We start from the raw sequence: 16,398 nt of genomic DNA, 5'->3' as shown, positions 1-16,398 counted from the left end.
AGTGGCATGATATAGGCATGCTAATTTGTACGAGATCAGAGTACGTATTAGTCCTATCTTTATTCGGGTACTCTACTTCCATGCAGAGAATAATCAATATGTGATAACGCATGGCTTTAAGAAGAAGTCGAATACCTTACCGATAAGAGAAAAGAAGCATGCAAAAAGGATTAGAGATAGTTTTTTTAATCGAAAGGATGAAGATTAATGCCACTAAGAACAATTGATTCATTTATTGAAGAATTAAGTCAAAATCCAAAATTCAAAAAAAGATTTGATGAAAATATGGCACAAATGAAATTAGCAGTTCAAGTCATGAAAGCGCGTGAGGCGGCTAATCTTTCACAAAAGGAGTTGGCCACTTTAGTTGGGACTAGTCAGGCAGCAATTAGTAGAGTTGAGAATGGTGAGGGGAATCCGTCATTTAAAACATTAGCGCGTATTGCCCAAGCACTTCAACAGCCATTAAAAGTTTCTATCGATTAATAGTAATCTAAAAACTCGTGCCAAATTCCGTACCGATAGTGGAATTTGACACGAGTTTTTTATTTTCGACAGTTATGCCGATAAATCAGCCAGCCGTCAAAAATAAGATTACTAATAATCAGCAGGCTGATCGTGCCAACCCGAACTGGCAGGAACAGGACCAGAATAATAAGCGAGTAGACGAGGAAGGCCACGCTGTTGAGCGCGATGCTATTGAAAAATCGTTGATGTAAGTCGAAGTAGTGCGTAATGGTTGGTGCTAATGCAATCGCTACGAGAAAACAGAGTAGCCAAAGTCCGTTCTGCCAAATCGTCATCGGTCATGCTCCTCAAGAATCTTTTTCCTTATTATCAAGGAAATTGATGCCGGAAACAACCCTTTTGCCGGTATAGATTAAATTGATAGGTGACCATAATCGTTGCGCAATGGACTTAATGAATATAGTTATGAGGTCAATCGGTGGACCGTAGTTACTTTCCGCCACCGAAGCTATGACTCACAATGTTGAAACCGGTTTCTTAAATGCTATGATAGACACATCATCTAAAGGAGCTGACGTGATGAATTTAGCAGAAAAATACGCCTATATGGCAACCGGGAAACCCTACGATGACCTCGACCCCATATTGATTGACCGACGGAACCGGGCAACGGAATTGACGAACGCGTTGAACGCAGCACCAAAAGCCGAGCAACGCGCCCGGTTATTTCAGGAACTCATCGGCAGTGCGGGTAGTGCTCCCGACGTCAATCCCAATTTTCGTTGTGAATTCGGCGATAACATCCATGTGGGGGACCACTTCTACGCGAACTACGACTGTGTCATGTTAGATGGCGCGCCGATAACGATTGGCGACAACGTTTTGTTTGGACCTAAAGTGGGCTTGTATACCAGCAATCACTTGTTCGATGCCACTGAACGTCAGCTTGGTGGAAGCCCATCAGCGTGGGTAGTCGTTGCTGGCTGGCGGCCAACGTGACGGTCCTTCCTGGTGTAACGATTGGCGATGACACGATTATCGGTGCCGGCAGCGTGGTCACCCATGATATTCCGGCCAACGTGATTGCAGCGGGGAATCCGTGTCGGGTCCTGCGGCCAATCACGGATGCGGACAAGACGGGGTTTGTTGGTAACGATTTTGTCTAAATTAAAACAGGCTTGGGATTTTGTCCCAGGCCTGTTGTATTTTTAAGCGGTTCTTGGGACGCGTTCATTTTTCGACAATCAAGATTTGCCGTTTCTGTGCGTCTTGAAAGATCCGCTGGCGGGCCGAATCGTTAGCCGCCGTCTGGTTTAAGACGAAGTCGAGATTCAACTCGTTGATGAAGTAGCGGAGGTCCTGAATGCCCATGACCTGAGCCGCCGAGTCGTATGCGGAACCGGTGATGATGCCAAGGGACGTGCCGTTGGCGAGGGCCAGATGCATGACGCTGGCGTCCCCGGAGACGCGTTGAATATCCGTTAACTTAAGCGTGATGACCTGTTGCACGTAGGAACGAATCTGTTTGCCGGTTAGTGTAACGGCTTGAGTGTCTGCCATAAGTACCTCCTTGAATGTTTCACATGGAACATTTTGTAAATTATTGCCACAGAATCAGCGTCCCAATCGTGATAAAGAGGATGGGGGAGAGCCACGCCCCAAAACGGGCGAAGAAGTGGCTGGCTGCGTGTGACCGGGCTAGCCGATTGCTAATGAGCAGCCAGAGACCAACCATGATCATGAAGACCATGAACGCGCCGCCAAATTCTGCGGGGGTGAGATGGGTAAAGTAAGGGATGTAAATGCTGAGGTTGTCGCCGCCATTGCCAATGGTCAGCGACCATACCAGGGGGAGGCTGACGGCCTTGGTGAGTAGCGGTGGTAAGGCGTTTGCCTGTCGGTTTCTCAACCAATTGCGCAAGCCAATCACCCCTAATGTCAGGGGAACCAGTCCCAACCAGTGGGTCAGATGGGCGACGTTGTAGTGTAGGACGCCGCGGCTGACCAGCCACGCCACGATGATCAATGTGAGAATCCCGAGGTACTGACCGAAAACAATGCCACGGCGTTGGCGGGCGTTATTCGCGCTCAACCAGAGTAACAGGAGCACAACTAAGTCATCGGTGTCCGTGACGAAGAAGATGCCGATGGCAGTTAGAATGAACGGTAATGACATGGGACTTCCCCTCCGATGGGCCAGCTCGGCCAAAATGGTTGTCGATGTTAGTTCCTATTCTACTCGTTCATGGGGCCCCTGCCTAAGCCTTTTTTGGCGTAACCGGCAGTTATCACGGTCACCTGCACCTGATTTGGCCAGCCCAACGGTGTACCTTAGAACTAGTTCAACGACTAAGCTAATTCTAAAGGAGGACATGTTGATGGCAAACGATAACAACAGAATTGAACGTGATCCGCATAAGGCTGGTGGTCCCGTGGTCAAGTCCGGGCCAACTAATGGAAATGTGCGGACGCAAAACGATGATGGTCAATGGCGGAAGAAGCGGAGCGATGCGGGGAAGTCGCGGTCGTAGTCGGGTTAACTGAAATTAGTGGCATTAAAAAATCACCAACGGCGGGTTCCTCATTTTTGAGGGCTGGCATTGGTGATTTTTGTTGTTATTTTTAGATGGTGGAAATGGGTGACCAAGGGGCACACCCTTTTTCGCTAGTCCGCTGGTGCCGGTTGGTTCTTGAATACTAACTTCTTAGATAAGAAGAAGTTCAGAACTAAGGCAATGGCGTGGCCGACGACCTTGGTGATGGTCCCGTTCAAGTTCATCCAGGAAATTCCTAAGAACAAGATGACCGTTTCCAACAAGAATGTGGCGACCCGGGTCATGTAGAACGTGCCCATTTCCTTGACGGGTTTGTCGGACTTGTGCTTGAACACGAAGGTCCGGTCGAGCCAGAAGGAGCATTGCACACTGATGAGCCAGTCAATGAAGTTGGCGAGTTGGTACTCGATGCCGAAGGTGTGGTAGAAGAGGTAGAACAACGTGATGTTGATGACGACCGAGATAGCCCCAAACAACAGGTAACGTGAAATCTGACCTTGAACCTTATCTTCGACTTGTTCCTTGGCCGCTTCAATCTTGGCGGCGTATTCGTGTTCCGTTTCGGTTAACTCAGCTTCGTATTCTTCCTGCGATGTTGGGTAGTGATCGTGACGTAAGGGTTGACTTTCCATAAATTTCGGAACCTTTCTGTGACGTTTCACCTAGCTGGGTGTAACCGCCATTGAAAACGACACACGGCTCACCGGAGTTATGAAAACGTGTAATTAATGTGCTGACTTAATTATACCGTTTTTGGCTGTCACTGCAACGCTCCGCCCTTCCAAATTTTACTTACTAATTGGCAACGTGGGCTAACCGGTAATCGGCACTCCCGTTAAACTTGTTGTAAACAACGCCCTTGACCTTGGGATTGACCAAAATGCTAGACCGTCCCTGATACAGTGGGGTGACGGCTTGGTCTTTGGCCGCGGTCTTAGCAGCGGTCAGCAGGTCTTGGTAACGGGCGGTCTTGTTCAGTGCGTCCACGCCCTGAGCAGCAGCTAAAGCCTGATCATAGGCTTTACTGTTGTAGTGCCCCATGTTGGAGTTGTTCTTGGAACCGAGAATCTGTAGGGATTGAATCGGGTCGGCGTAGTCCATGCTCCAGCTGGTCAGGTTCATTTGGAAATTCCCTTGGGAAACGTTGCTGAGCATGGATGGGAATGGTAAGGCCCGGACTTTAAGGGTCAACCCCAGCTTGTTGTTCAACGCACCTTGAATATATTCGGCGAGTTGCTGACTGGTATCGTCATTCGCACAGGTCAGCGTGACGGTCAGCTGACTCTTGTGAAGTTGCTTCAGCGCCTTTTGATAGAACTGCTTAGCTTGGGCAGGTTGGTAATCGGCAGTGCCGGTCACATTGGCATCCTTGGTGAAGTCGGCGCCAGTCTTAGGATTCTTCAACATGTTGTTGATGGCAAATGTTTTGGCTGGTGTCGAGCCATTCTTCAAAACTTTGTCAGCCAATTGCTGCCGGTTGATGGCCAGTGAAATGGCGAGGCGCAAGTTCTGGTTGGCGGCCACGGCGTTCTTTTCGTTGTATTGAATGAAGCCGATGCGACCGGAAGAGAGGGACTTCAAATCGGAATTGTTCTTGTTTTGGGTGGTCTGTTCGCCATTCAACGTGATGGCATCGAGCTTTTTAGACTGGTAAAGGTTGTAAGACGTGGTGGGCGACTTGATGACCTGATACTTGATGCTGGTCAGCTTGACGGCTTGCTTATCCACGTAGGTTGGGTTTTTCTCTAACTTCCAGCTGTCGCTCGTTCCGTTCCAGTTCTTCATGACAAATGGGCCGTTGTAAACGGTGGTAGCTGAGGACGTGCCGTACTTCTTACCGTATTTGGTAACGGCGGTTTTGTTCAGCGGGTAGTAGGTCGTGCTAGCCAACATTTGCTTGAAGTAGGAAGCGGGTTGACTCAACGTGATCTTCAATTGGTACTTGCCAACGGCCTTGACGCCCAGTGTGGACGGGGCCTTTTTGCCAGCGGCGATGGCAGTAGCGTTCTTGATGTTGGCAAACTGATAGGTGAACTCCGACTTGGATTGCGGGTTCAGCGTGCGCTTCCAGGAGTAAATGAAGTCCTGAGCCGTCACGGGGTCGCCGTTGCTCCATTTGGCATTGTGTTTCAAATTAATGGTGTACAGGTGGCCGTGATCGCTGATGGTAGTCTTAGTGGCCAAAGCATTTTCAGCTTGACTGTTAGCATTCAACCGGTATAATCCTTCGCCGACCTGACTGACGGCGTTGGTGGAAACGCTGTCGGTGATCTTAGCAACGTCCAGGCTAGAAATCGGTGCAGCTTCATAGAGGTTCAGGTCCTGCGTGGCAGTCTTCTTCGTTGACTTGGATTGTGCAGTAACCGCGAAGATACCGCCAATTAGAATGATGCCGCTACAAATTAAAAGTGCTTTCTTGTGTTCTCTTAAGCTCATAATATATTCCTCCAGAAATTTTAGTTGTTTGGGTTAGAAATAATTGTGAGCTTTGCCATCGTTTGATCATCAGTGAATCCCCCTCGATTAAAATTGGATACAAAAAACCGTCCTCAACAGCCAATGCGTTAAGGACGGTTTTAACCGCGGTGCCACCTTAATTGGACGGGTACTCAAATAGAGCCCACATCCCTTCTCCACAGGAAACTATCATTTCCCTGACAACTGACGTATGTCACACGTCTTCCCGTACTGCTAAAGGTTCGGGGAAGCCCTCGGTGGTCCATTTAATCATCTGCGTTCGGCCGTACTCTCAGCAACGACGGCTCTCTTTGCGTGCACGATGGTCTTGATCTCCACCTCAATGGTTTGTTTCGGACGATTCTTGAATTGAGGCTAGTGTAACCCGGAAAAAAGGTGGTGTCAACCCGGAGATTGAAAAAATATACAGCTTCGTTGTAGCGGGGGGGCCTGCTAGGGGAACATGTCGCCAACTTGTGGGAAGGACTTCCGGCGTAGTTGAAGAAGACAAGCAGTAGATACTAATTGCATTGGCGTAGTTGCAAGAGATGACGCCACTGTCTAATGACCACATAGCGTTGTTAGTGGGTGAACTGGGCTGGATAGTTGCAAGATATTCGGTTAAACTAATTATTAATAATTAGTTTAACCGAGCATTGCCTTTAGTAACTAATTGATAACTACCATCTAATAATTGCAGCGCCGTTTTATCATCGACCTGGTCGAGCAGAATCGTTAGCCAATGTTCTTTGTTCATGTGGTAGCCCGCAAGATAGGCGGGCTGCTCACGTAAAATACTGCCAAGTTCAGGATCGATTTTAACGTCGAGCACGTCGACTTCATCCGTCCCGGTCAGTCCCAGCTTTTCACGGGGAACGTTCATGACTAGTCCAAACCACTTGCCCTGTAAGTTCTTGAGGGCAGCGTATTGGGGGTAACTTTTGAAGGTATATTCTGGCGTGACGCCGTAGTTATCTTCAATGTAATCAAAAATAGTTTGTCGTGTGACCATGGCGAAAGGCCTCCTTTAGATATAGGTTTAGTTTACGGCAGATGAGGCCCCACTTCAATGTGGGTCACACAAGCTAATTTACTGAATTGATGGTGCTAGTAATCGGCAGGGACAGCGCGCATACTAGGTGAAAGGCAAGTGAAGATGATGACGAAATTAGTAGTGTTACGTGGAAATTCAGGGTCTGGTAAAACAACGACAGCGCAACGTTTACGAGAACAATTAGGGCCCGAATGTCTCCTGATCAGTCAGGATGTCGTCCGGCGTCAGATTTGTCACGCGCCTGATCGACAGGGCAATGCATCGATTCAGATCATGGCCGACTTGATTCAGTGGGGTGAGCAACAGAAATTTTCAACGATTGTGCTGGAAGGTATCTTGAAACGCAGTGTCTATGGTGGCTGGCTTCGCGAATTGCAAGCACAGTGGGGTGAACGCCTGATTTCGGTATACTTTGAGGTTCCCTTGGCAACGACTTTAGCACGTAATCAGCAGAAGCAGTCACCATTTACCGCAAAACAATTGCGACAGTGGTGGTTGGACAAAGATATTCTGGGCAGTGAAAGGCTTATTTGGGATGAAAAAGAACAGGTGACAGACCAAGTTGCGACATTGATGAGCGTGGTGACTGCGGATTAACCGTTGCTGCAGCGAAGTACGGTTCTGTTCTGCCAACAACAGTGGCCTTAAAAGTAGGTAACTTGGTGGTCTGGTCGCCTTACCGGCCGGCAGATATGAGGTGGATCGGTGCGAACACAACTTGAAGCCTTGAAGGGCACGAGTCTACAAGCTTAGTAGTAAGAAGACCACTTACTGACTAAGTAGAACGACGTGCCTGAGCCTGTATCTGCCGACTTTTCGGCTTACATTGTGTTCTCAGACGACTTTGAGAATAACCGTAACGGTCGTTATCAATTGAATCCCCAAAATGCCAGATAGCTTTGGTCTACAGCCGTTGTCTTGATAGAACGCTGGCAGCCGTAGTGCGCCTAATTTAGGCTAATTTAATGGTGTGACTACCTACCAAATACTGAGATGAGGCCTGAGTTTTATCTTTCAACCCTTACTTAAAAGCATAACAAAACCGGCAAGTCCCAAACAGAGCTCACCGGTCAAGAACGTTAAAGAATCACGTTAGGTGTTTTATTTGCCAGGAATGTAGCTGTCATCAATGACCAGAACTGGCTTGATGGTCTTCCCGGAAACGGAGTCCGCGTTGGCTTCGTTGATCTGACTGAACTTGTAGAACTTTTCAGTCTTGTCGAAGTCAAATTGGCCCATCTTGTAGAATTCGATTAAACGAGGGATGTCAACTTGAGGAATGGAGTCACCCATGTTAACCCCAATGACACTCTTGTCGTTGACACAGAGGTCGTTCCAAGTGTCGAGGTCGATATGATGGTTCGTAACGGCGATGGCAGCTGAAGTCCCACCTTGTGCTAAGGCTTGGATGGAGTTGGAGATAACACTGGCAACACCGGTCGTGTCAACCGCGTAGTTAACACCGTAGCCACCGGTCAAGTCTTGAACGGCTTTAACGACATCGTCAACCTTCTTACTGTTGATGACATCAGTAGCGCCGAGTTCCTTAGCCAAGTCCAAACGAGAGTCCACGATATCAATGGCGATGACTTTGGTGCAACCTGAGATCCGGCCAGCCATCATGGCAGCCAAACCAACGGCACCAGTCCCAAAGACGGCGATCGTGTCACCAGGCTTTGGCTTCAAGGTGTTGAGGACGGTCCCAGAACCAGTGACGTAGCCACAGCCCAGAGGTCCGAGTTTCCGTAAGTCAAGGTCCTTGTCGACCTTAACGGCGTTCCGTTCACGAACGACCGTGGTTGACGTGAAGGAACTTTGGTCAAACATGTCAGCAACGTTGTGGCCATTTTCGGTGAAGTGCGCCGTGCCATCTGGACGAACACCAGACAGGTTGTTAGCAGCGTAGTTTTCACATTGGGTAGGAATCCCTTTCAAACAGCTCTTGCAGTTCCCACAGCCGTAGAAACTGAGGACAACGTGGTCGCCGGGCTTGAATTGGGTAACTTCTGGCCCAACCTTTTCAACGATCCCGGAACCTTCATGACCTAAAACGATAGGATAGTCGATGACCGCAACCCCAGTTCGTAGGGCTTCGTCAGAGTGGCAGATCCCACTGGCAACCATGTGGACTTGAATGTCGTCTGGGCCCATGTCAGCCAGTTCAACGTCATCACGAATTTCAAAATCAGCATTTTGCTTATCAACAACTGCAGCTTGAATCTTCATAATTGGCACCTCGTTTTTATTTATTGTTTACACTTGATCATTATCACACAGATGGATAAAAATGCAAGCGCTTCCACGATGCTATTTTCACACCATCCGGGGTGATATCCCCAATATGACGGGATTTGTCAGCAGTTAGCCAATCTCGCCAAAATGACGGGGATCTTGTTTTCAATTCACATTCATAGGGGAATTTCACCGAAAAAAGATAATTCACGACGGAATTATCTTTTTTCGAGTCTATAACTAGCCATTCGCCTTTTCAGGATGGCCTTGTAGGTAAACAACGTGGGTGTTCAAGAATTCTTCAATCCCATGCTTACCATCATCACCACCGATACCGGATTCCTTCCAGCCGGAGTGAGACCCGTTCATGGCTTCAAAGTTGAACCGGTTGATGTAAGTTTCACCATCTTCCAATTCACGAGAAGCACGCATAGCGTTGTCGATATTTTCGGTGAAGATGGAAGAAGTCAACCCAAAGTCACTGTCGTTAGCCATGTTGATGGCATCGTCCAAAGTCTTAAAGGTCAATACTGGGAGTACTGGGCCAAAGATTTCGTCTTGAACGATTTCGGAGTCTTGCTTGACGTTGGAAATAACGGTTGGTTCGAAGTAGAAGCCCTTGGCGATCTTAACGATGTGACCACCAGTTTCTAGCTTGCCACCGGCCTTAACGGCACGATCGACCATGCCAGATACCTTGTCCAAAGCGCCTTGGTTGATCAGTGGACCCATGCCAATGTCTTCATTTGCCATTGGGTCGCCGACGGTAACTTCGCCCATCTTGGTAGCCAATTTCTTCGTGAATTCATCCGCAATGTCTTCTTGAACGTAAACCCGTTCACAGTTGTTGCAAAGTTGACCGTTGTTGTCGACACGAGAGTCGATAATGGATTGAACGGCCAAGTCGATATCAGCATCCTTGCAGACGATAGCAGGGGCTTTCCCACCAAGTTCCAGAGAAACCTTAGCCATGTGGGTAGCAGCCGCAGCCATGACCCGCTTCCCAGAGTTAACGGAACCGGTCAAACTGATAATACCGATCTTCTTGTTCTTAGAAAGTTCGTCACCAATAACGGCACCAGGACCGGTAATGATGTTAACAACACCCTTAGGAATCCCAACTTTTTCAACGATCTTGGCAAATTCCAGCCCCAAGTTAGGCGTATCGGTACTTGGCTTCATAACGATGGTGTTCCCAGTTACCAAAGCTGGACCCATCTTCCGGGCAATCAGGAAGAATGGGAAGTTCCAAGGGAGAATCCCAGCGGCAACACCGATTGGTTGCTTGTCGATCATGATGCTTTCGTTAGCGTTGTCGGATTGAAGAATTTCACCTTCATAGGTCCGAGAAGCACTAGCCATGTAGTCGAAGTAGTCGGCTGAGAATAAAATTTCAGTCGTTGCTAAGGACTTGATCTTACCTTGTTCTTCTTGCAGCATTTCGATCAAGTGGTCGGAATCTTTACGGATTTCGGTCGCAACGTCGTGTAAGTATTGGCCTCTAGTTGCGGCGGGAACTAACTTCCAAGTCTTTTGTGCTTCGTAAGCAGCGTCGATGGCTTCACGTGCTTCATCGACAGTTGCACTTGGTACAGTGGAAATTGGTTCACCGGTGGCCGGATTGATAACAGTGATCAGATTGCCTGAAGAAGAATCTCTAAATTCACCGTTGATGTACATTTGATAGTGTTTTAATGCAACAGAACTTTGTGCCATGATGTCAAATACTTCCTTTCCCAGTTGCTCTCTTTGGGAGGGTAACTATAAAACGAATTAGGCGACAAATAAAACAGCTACAACATCATTTCGCAACGTGTACGCAACTTGCACGTTAGGGGAAATAACGTCTAAAAAACAACATTATGTTAAATTATGAGCAATCCATGATGCATGCTAGTAGTGCACCTTTCCGACTTCTCACCTTTTGTTTTAGTCCTTTTTGTGACTAAATGCAAAGTTTTTCACAAGAAAAATAGTGTAAACGACCGCGCTAGCCTTACTGTCTCTAATCGGCAGAAAATTTCAGGGGATTTTTTAGTAACCTACCCAACTTTTAATAATGACTGGTATTTGAAAAAGTAGTGGTTCTAATTCCGACCTGACGGGAATATTGTGAAGTAAAACTAATTATTTTTGGTTTATTAGTAAACAAACGTTGTTATTAATAACTAAACTAATGGTGCCCCTGTACAATTACAATTGGTGAAATAAAGTGATTCTTAACTGCTAAACACTGACAAAACAGGGTTTAGCAAGTGAGCAAGGTGTGAGAAAAGCCGTGCTCACTGTTCGGCTACTATGCAAAATAGACCTGAGATAAAAGTCTCAGGTCCATTCATATATCGAATTTTTATTAGGAAAACAGGTATTCGCAGGCAGTCACGCCTAATGCCCAGGTCCGTACAGATTGAGGATGACCACGCCAACCACGACCAGCGCGATTCCAAAGACGCTGGCGAGGTTGATGGGTTCGTGCCAGAGGGTGATGGAGATGGCGGTGGTAATTACGATGCCGATGCCGGCCCAAATGGCGTAGGCGACATTGAGGTCAATATTTTTCATGGCAACGGATAGGAAGTAAAAACAGAGGCCGTACGCGACCAGCGCCCCCAGTGATGGCCATATCCGGGTGAACCCAGCCGCTGCCTTGAGTAGATTGGTGCCAACTAACTCCCCAACAATAGCGATGCCTAAGTAGATGTATGGCATGCGCAACGCCCCCTAATGTTCCATGTGAAACAGTCCTTTGGTCATCAGCGTAGCAGACGGGGCTAACCGACGCAAAGGGGACGAGTTATGGTCTTTTCGTTCGTAACGTGACTAAAAAAACCGGCCACGCGGGACCGGTCGATGGTGCTTACTTGAGCTTTTCGTTGGTGATGGCTTCGATGTCCGCCTTAGCGATCTTCGCCATGTTTTTCTTCAAGTGGTGCACATCAGTCTTGTTGGTGATGAAGCCGGATTCGACCAGACTGTAGTCGATGCCACGCTTGCGTAAGACGTTGCAATTTTTCAAATTGGTCCGGTAGCTAAAGCCGTTGTAGGCACGGTTCAGGCCAACGTATTTCTTGATGACCTTGGCCAGCCGTTGGTCGCGGGCCGTCGGGTGCTTTTTGTGGATGATGACGTGGCCACCATGACCAGCTGGGGCATCCAAGTGAAACATGATGACCGTGGTCTTTTTGCTCAGCTTGTAGGACCCTTGGTGATGGAACAGGGTGTCGCTGACCAGATTTTTGCGGGGGTTGTAGAACGTGATGGTGCTGTTTTGGACTTCGCGCGCGTATTTTCTGAGCTGTGGCAACATGTATTTGCGGAGAAAAGTAGCTTCGGTCGTCCCACTACCATGGGCGCCAGGATCGCCGGCACCGTGACCCATGACGATCAGGTAATGCGGCTTGGGCTTTACCTTGGCAGCCTTCTTAGCCGGCTTAGCGGTCGCTTCCGGGGTCGCCGTCGTTGCTGCCCTAGCCAGCGTGGGGGTGCTTAGAGCTAGTGGTAACAGTAGCAGTAGCCCAGCAACGAGACCGAATTTCCATTTTTTCATATGTAAAAGACACTCCTTAACCATTAATTGTTTCAAACTAGCTGAATTGACAGTCTTAATCATACGCTTAAAGCCGGAAAACTGGTAGTGAAACATGGCAGAATGCACTGAAAAATTCACCGAGAAATGGTGTGGAGCTGAGGTGAAAAATGGCGGTATACCGCTGAAAAGAGACGTCAGCCAGCCGAAAAAGCACCGGAGCTAGTCGTGAAACAATGACGAGCTCCGGTGTTTTTAGGGTGATTAATAGCGGTCCGCCATCCGTTGAATTTCCGTTTGAAACTCAGTGACAAATGATTGCGGGGCCACGACTTGGACGTTGGCGCCTTGACTCAGTAGCCACATCTTGGCGCCGCCCGCAAAGGCCGTGGCCTCGATCAAGACAGCCTTTTCGGCGGGATATTTCTTGACTACCTTGGCCGTGGGAAATCGGTCGAGGGCGGCTTCGACGATGCCCCAAAATTTAAATTGGACTGTCAGCTTTTTCCCTGGCTGCATGTAGTGCAGGAGCCGCCGCAACTCGCCGTCCTCCACGCGTTGTGCCCGGGTACGGGGGATGGTTTGGCTGGTCGTTTGCAGGTGACGAATCCGGTCGACACGGTAGAAGAGATTACTGTCGTACTTGGCGTTGTAGGCGATGACGTAAAAGTAGTATTCGGAAAAGATGATGGCTTCCGGCAGAATTGTCCGGGTGACGATCTCTTTATGTTGCTTTTGATACGTGATGGTCACGGCCTGCTGCTGCGTGATGAATTGGCTGAGCTCCCAAATGTTGGTGAGTAAGTCTTGACCATGATGGACGGGCTGATAGTAGAAACGTTCGTTTTTAATGATGGGCCGGATTTCCTGCTGATCGGCAAGGGGGAGCAGTTGGAGCAGGCCGTCGATGGTTTGGGTCATTTCAGCCGTCGTCAGGGACCGGCTGGCGAGCGCAATCTTGATGAGCACCAGCACAGCTTGTTTGGACACACTGGCCTGGGTAGTGATGAGCTGGTAGCCGTCAAATTGGCGGCGGTAGACCAGTTGATAAAATAAATTTTGTTCGGCAATGAACTGGCGAATCTGACTGAGGTCACGTTGAATGACCCGCAGGCTGACGTGAAATTGGTCGGCGAGGGCGGCCTTGTTGACGATATGCTGACTGATAAGCAACTGAAAGATGGTCAGTTGGCGATAAGCGGCATTCATGGGGGAGGACTCCTTTTTAGTAGATGGACGTATGCTGTCTATCTGTCATTGTAAACTGTGGTCAATCAGTTCGCAATGGGAGGGATTTATGATGGATGACATTCAGAATTGGCAAGCGTTGTATCAGGAATTGGCGCGGCTGATCGGCCCAGCAGCGACGCGTAAACTGTGTGCCTACTATGGGGGTGCGCAGATCAATTTTCCGCGGCGACTTTTGGACCAGCAGCGAGAGGCGGAGCTGATTCGTCAGGAGTACCAGCAAGGGGCAAGCGTGGTGGCGTTGGCCCGGCGGCACAATTACGCCAGCCGAACAATCCGCAGAATCCTAGCAAAACCGTCGGCGTAATGCGTTGCAGATTGCCGGACACGTCCCCAGCCAAAGGCATTTTAGTCGGCCGGAGACGTTTGCTACTCTATGAAGGGTAGAAAGCACCAACTAATTGAGGAGGACATGCACATGACAATGCGGGTCGATTTATTACAGGATTCATACGCACAACTATATGATTTATTAGGTGAAGAATTAACGGAAAAGTTATATCAGGTCTATCGTGGGCAACAGGTCTCGTTCCCAATGCGCCTCTATAACCGCGATAAGGTGGCTAAACAGATCCTGACGGAATATGACGGCCATAACATCGCCGAGCTGACGCGTAAGTATGATTACTCGCAGCGTTGGGTGCGGCAGATGATCCAGGAGGGACGGAAAGAATAAGTCGAATTTGAGGAGGCTGATGAAAATGAAGTTACATGACTTACGAGAAAAACTAAGACAGCAAAACCAACATCGTTTGCAGAAGAAGGCGGCATATCAACAGAATCTCGATCGGGAATCTCGACTTAAGACGGGTCACGATGCCATCGTCGCCCAGATTGCTGAGTTATTCGCAACTCCTGATATTTTACATGCCTTAAGGGTGACGGAAGAGGAGTGGACATTTGTACAGTATATTTTTCAAAATCCCCATTTCATGGAAGCTAACAGTCTAGCAGAGTTAGATTTGAGTGTCGCGACCCAACAATTTCTGCAGTTGAAACTAGATCCGGACAATGAACGACAACGTATTTGGAAGGTACTAAATAGTTGGAATAATTATCTGCAGAATGAATCGAATTCGCAGGGTGAAAGTGAGTATGAAGGACCAATGAAGGAATTTTTCGCGGCTGAGTGTATGCGAATGCGCCGGTATTTGTTACACGATACGAGTAATTCTCGCGTGGCCTTGGCCCCCTACACAGATCAGTTTGTGACAATGAACGGTCACGTCGAATCAAGTGAATTGTCTGAGCGGGGAACTGAAGTACGCGTCCTATTGACGGATGTTTTAGTTCGGGGAGCGGACAAGACGGTTTTTTACAACCATTTGAATGTATACGCACCGATTGCGTTAGCCGGAAAGATTGTTCAGCAGATTGATAGCCAAACAGTTTTCAACGGGATTGTGGCCCAATATCATCGTTCGCTGGATGCGACTGAGAAAGGTAGTCAAGCGTTTGCTTATGGGGTGGAGAAGATTAGTTTTGGAGAGCTGTGAGAACGATATCTAGTGATGATGAGCGTCTTTCGAAAATATTGCTTTTCTTGGCATTAAAATTGTTTTATATTATTAGTAATGGGTAGTTTAAAATTATTATATGATTAATTTTATCTATGTACGAAGGTGAAATGGATGAATCGATTGAAGCAAGTGAAGAGAGTGACCCAAAAGACAAATAGTGACTTTGCTCAAATGAAATCAACTGTGAATGATGCGGCTAAAGTTGCCAAGGAGACAACGCGCGTTTCCAATGTATTTGGGAACGCGACCACGGTGATGAACTCTATCGACCATGATTTTGAAAGCGCAATCAAATTAACCAAAGTCGATACTACCTTTTTAATGACGGCGACGGCTTTGCAAGTCGCACGTCAATATTTTCTATCAAAAATGGATTGGACAGTGGATAAGGGTAAACGCAAGAGTGATCAAGACGCAGCGAAGGGAACTCATGGAAAGTATGTCAGAGAAAATCGGGGTACGGAAGACTATAGCACAACAATCAGTGAAATTTTGACTAACCCGGTTCCCTTTGACACACAAAATGGTTCTAAATTATTTCATGAGAATTTGGGTGGCGGAAAGTATCATCGTTTAGCAACGCTTGGTCACGATCCAATGATGGGTTGGATTTTTGGAACGGCTAATATCGCGACACGGACAGTGACATTGGCAAACCTACATTCGTATCATGTGACCTATGGCAGCATTGGCGTGAGCCGTAAGGGGGATAGATTTTCTAGTCCAGCAGAAACACTAACTGTTTTGGATAAGGGATTGATCGAGAATGTTTATCCTCTGAAAGCAGATAACTTGGGGATCTTAGGAGCGGCAATTGGAAAAGAAGCAGTTCATTTAAAATCAGATATATTTTCTAAACAAGGGATTGCATTACCAGGTGTGTCATTGTTGAATATGGATCTCGCTAAGAAACTTTGTGATTACGGTGTTGACATGTATAACGTTCTCCGAGTTGTAGGAAAATTGTCACTACAAGCCCTCTTATCATTGGGAATTAATGTGCTGATAGGAATGATCCATAGGCTTTTTTATAATAAAGAACGCGATGGCAGCTTAGAACTATTTAAAGTTCGAACTCAAAAAATAATAGCATATTCTAATGTTTTGGCAATGGAAAGTAATGTCGTTGCGTCTGGTGTGATGGCAGTTACAGGACATGCGCCTATGGCAATCGAGAATTTAGATTTGGGTGGTATGCTAGTTACGGTAGGCCAGCTTTTTTACGATGCTAAGTTTATTAGTCGTGTTAAAGAAGAGTTTTTAAAGAATGGTTGGTCAAAGGCAGTCTTAGGGGAAAAATTGATTATTCCGAGTCAATTTCAATGATGGAGGTGTAGG

General features: G+C 47.6%; 19 protein-coding genes and 1 pseudogene. 9 read left to right on the top strand and 11 right to left on the bottom strand.

The features are described 5' to 3' along the window. Positions 1 to 25: 25 nt before the first annotated feature. On the top strand, positions 26 to 208 hold the full coding sequence (locus FAY32_RS15060; protein ID WP_143462276.1) for a type II toxin-antitoxin system RelE/ParE family toxin: 183 nt from the start codon (positions 26 to 28) through the stop codon (positions 206 to 208). Then, positions 208 to 486: a helix-turn-helix domain-containing protein gene (locus FAY32_RS04535; protein WP_143462275.1), complete on the top strand. Its 279-nt coding sequence runs from the start codon at positions 208 to 210 to the stop codon at positions 484 to 486. Before FAY32_RS15060 ends, FAY32_RS04535 begins: the two co-directional genes overlap by 1 nt. Positions 487 to 545: 59 nt before the next feature. On the opposite strand, the gene FAY32_RS04530 is transcribed toward FAY32_RS04535, so the two are convergent. Beyond that, positions 546 to 803: a hypothetical protein gene (locus FAY32_RS04530; RefSeq protein WP_143462274.1), complete on the bottom strand. Its 258-nt coding sequence runs from the start codon at positions 801 to 803 to the stop codon at positions 546 to 548. 244 nt (positions 804 to 1,047) lie between these two features. Here FAY32_RS04530 and FAY32_RS04525 point away from each other — a divergent pair. Then, positions 1,048 to 1,634: pseudogene (locus FAY32_RS04525) on the top strand (sugar O-acetyltransferase). A 64-nt stretch (positions 1,635 to 1,698) separates the two neighbouring features. Here FAY32_RS04525 and FAY32_RS04515 read toward each other — a convergent pair. Together FAY32_RS04515 and FAY32_RS04510 are read right to left on the bottom strand one after the other, a co-directional pair. Continuing rightward, entirely contained in the window at positions 1,699 to 2,028 is a 330-nt protein-coding gene (locus tag FAY32_RS04515) for a hypothetical protein (RefSeq protein WP_143462271.1), read from the bottom strand. Between the two features lie 40 nt (positions 2,029 to 2,068). Beyond that, positions 2,069 to 2,644 carry a cadmium resistance transporter gene (locus tag FAY32_RS04510; RefSeq protein WP_143462270.1) on the bottom strand — a complete coding sequence of 192 codons (576 nt, stop codon included), beginning with the start codon at positions 2,642 to 2,644 and terminating at the stop codon, positions 2,069 to 2,071. A 202-nt stretch (positions 2,645 to 2,846) separates the two neighbouring features. Here FAY32_RS04510 and FAY32_RS14790 point away from each other — a divergent pair, with 202 nt between their 5' ends. After that, the gene (locus FAY32_RS14790; RefSeq protein ID WP_191988142.1) at positions 2,847 to 2,999 is read left to right on the top strand and encodes a hypothetical protein; all 153 of its coding nucleotides are present in this window, start codon (positions 2,847 to 2,849) and stop codon (positions 2,997 to 2,999) included. Positions 3,000 to 3,133: 134 nt separating this feature from the next. On the opposite strand, the gene FAY32_RS04505 is transcribed toward FAY32_RS14790, so the two are convergent. The 3 genes from FAY32_RS04505 to FAY32_RS04495 all read right to left on the bottom strand — a co-directional run bounded on the left by FAY32_RS04505 (position 3,134) and on the right by FAY32_RS04495 (position 6,492). Next, positions 3,134 to 3,655, bottom strand: coding sequence for a GtrA family protein (locus FAY32_RS04505; protein ID WP_143462269.1), 522 nt, complete (start codon positions 3,653 to 3,655; stop codon positions 3,134 to 3,136). 163 nt (positions 3,656 to 3,818) lie between these two features. Further along, positions 3,819 to 5,459 carry a peptide ABC transporter substrate-binding protein gene (locus tag FAY32_RS04500; protein WP_143462268.1) on the bottom strand — a complete coding sequence of 547 codons (1,641 nt, stop codon included), beginning with the start codon at positions 5,457 to 5,459 and terminating at the stop codon, positions 3,819 to 3,821. A gap of 661 nt (positions 5,460 to 6,120) precedes the next feature. Then, on the bottom strand, positions 6,121 to 6,492 hold the full coding sequence (locus FAY32_RS04495; protein ID WP_143462267.1) for an MmcQ/YjbR family DNA-binding protein: 372 nt from the start codon (positions 6,490 to 6,492) through the stop codon (positions 6,121 to 6,123). A 144-nt stretch (positions 6,493 to 6,636) separates the two neighbouring features. On the opposite strand from FAY32_RS04495, the gene FAY32_RS04490 reads away from it, so the two are divergent. Next, positions 6,637 to 7,131 carry an AAA family ATPase gene (locus FAY32_RS04490; RefSeq protein ID WP_143462266.1) on the top strand — a complete coding sequence of 165 codons (495 nt, stop codon included), beginning with the start codon at positions 6,637 to 6,639 and terminating at the stop codon, positions 7,129 to 7,131. 504 nt (positions 7,132 to 7,635) lie between these two features. Here the strand turns inward: FAY32_RS04490 and FAY32_RS04485 are convergent. The 5 genes from FAY32_RS04485 to FAY32_RS04465 all read right to left on the bottom strand — a co-directional run bounded on the left by FAY32_RS04485 (position 7,636) and on the right by FAY32_RS04465 (position 13,501). Next, positions 7,636 to 8,760, bottom strand: coding sequence for an NAD(P)-dependent alcohol dehydrogenase (locus FAY32_RS04485; RefSeq protein WP_143462265.1), 1,125 nt, complete (start codon positions 8,758 to 8,760; stop codon positions 7,636 to 7,638). Positions 8,761 to 9,006: 246 nt separating this feature from the next. Beyond that, positions 9,007 to 10,482: an aldehyde dehydrogenase gene (gene aldA, locus FAY32_RS04480; RefSeq protein WP_143462264.1), complete on the bottom strand. Its 1,476-nt coding sequence runs from the start codon at positions 10,480 to 10,482 to the stop codon at positions 9,007 to 9,009. 669 nt (positions 10,483 to 11,151) lie between these two features. After that, positions 11,152 to 11,475: a DMT family transporter gene (locus FAY32_RS04475; protein WP_143462263.1), complete on the bottom strand. Its 324-nt coding sequence runs from the start codon at positions 11,473 to 11,475 to the stop codon at positions 11,152 to 11,154. A gap of 148 nt (positions 11,476 to 11,623) precedes the next feature. Further along, on the bottom strand, positions 11,624 to 12,313 hold the full coding sequence (locus FAY32_RS04470; protein WP_143462262.1) for an N-acetylmuramoyl-L-alanine amidase: 690 nt from the start codon (positions 12,311 to 12,313) through the stop codon (positions 11,624 to 11,626). Between the two features lie 243 nt (positions 12,314 to 12,556). Next, positions 12,557 to 13,501: a helix-turn-helix transcriptional regulator gene (locus FAY32_RS04465; protein ID WP_143462261.1), complete on the bottom strand. Its 945-nt coding sequence runs from the start codon at positions 13,499 to 13,501 to the stop codon at positions 12,557 to 12,559. Between the two features lie 88 nt (positions 13,502 to 13,589). On the opposite strand from FAY32_RS04465, the gene FAY32_RS04460 reads away from it, so the two are divergent. From FAY32_RS04460 to FAY32_RS04445, 4 genes are all read left to right on the top strand, one after another. Beyond that, a complete protein-coding gene (locus tag FAY32_RS04460) occupies positions 13,590 to 13,847 on the top strand; it encodes a Mor transcription activator family protein (protein WP_158727533.1) in 258 nt (85 codons plus the stop codon). 111 nt (positions 13,848 to 13,958) lie between these two features. Next, the gene (locus FAY32_RS04455; protein ID WP_143462259.1) at positions 13,959 to 14,216 is read left to right on the top strand and encodes a Mor transcription activator family protein; all 258 of its coding nucleotides are present in this window, start codon (positions 13,959 to 13,961) and stop codon (positions 14,214 to 14,216) included. A 25-nt stretch (positions 14,217 to 14,241) separates the two neighbouring features. Next, on the top strand, positions 14,242 to 15,036 hold the full coding sequence (locus tag FAY32_RS04450; protein WP_143462258.1) for a hypothetical protein: 795 nt from the start codon (positions 14,242 to 14,244) through the stop codon (positions 15,034 to 15,036). Between the two features lie 135 nt (positions 15,037 to 15,171). Beyond that, positions 15,172 to 16,386: a hypothetical protein gene (locus FAY32_RS04445; RefSeq protein ID WP_143462257.1), complete on the top strand. Its 1,215-nt coding sequence runs from the start codon at positions 15,172 to 15,174 to the stop codon at positions 16,384 to 16,386. The last annotated feature ends 12 nt before the right edge of the window (positions 16,387 to 16,398 follow it).

Source organism: Levilactobacillus enshiensis, from assembly GCF_007115095.1.
Lineage (GTDB): Bacteria > Bacillota > Bacilli > Lactobacillales > Lactobacillaceae > Levilactobacillus > Levilactobacillus enshiensis.
The sequence above is the reverse complement of the archived record's forward strand: the minus strand, read 5'-3'. Positions and strand labels throughout refer to the sequence as shown.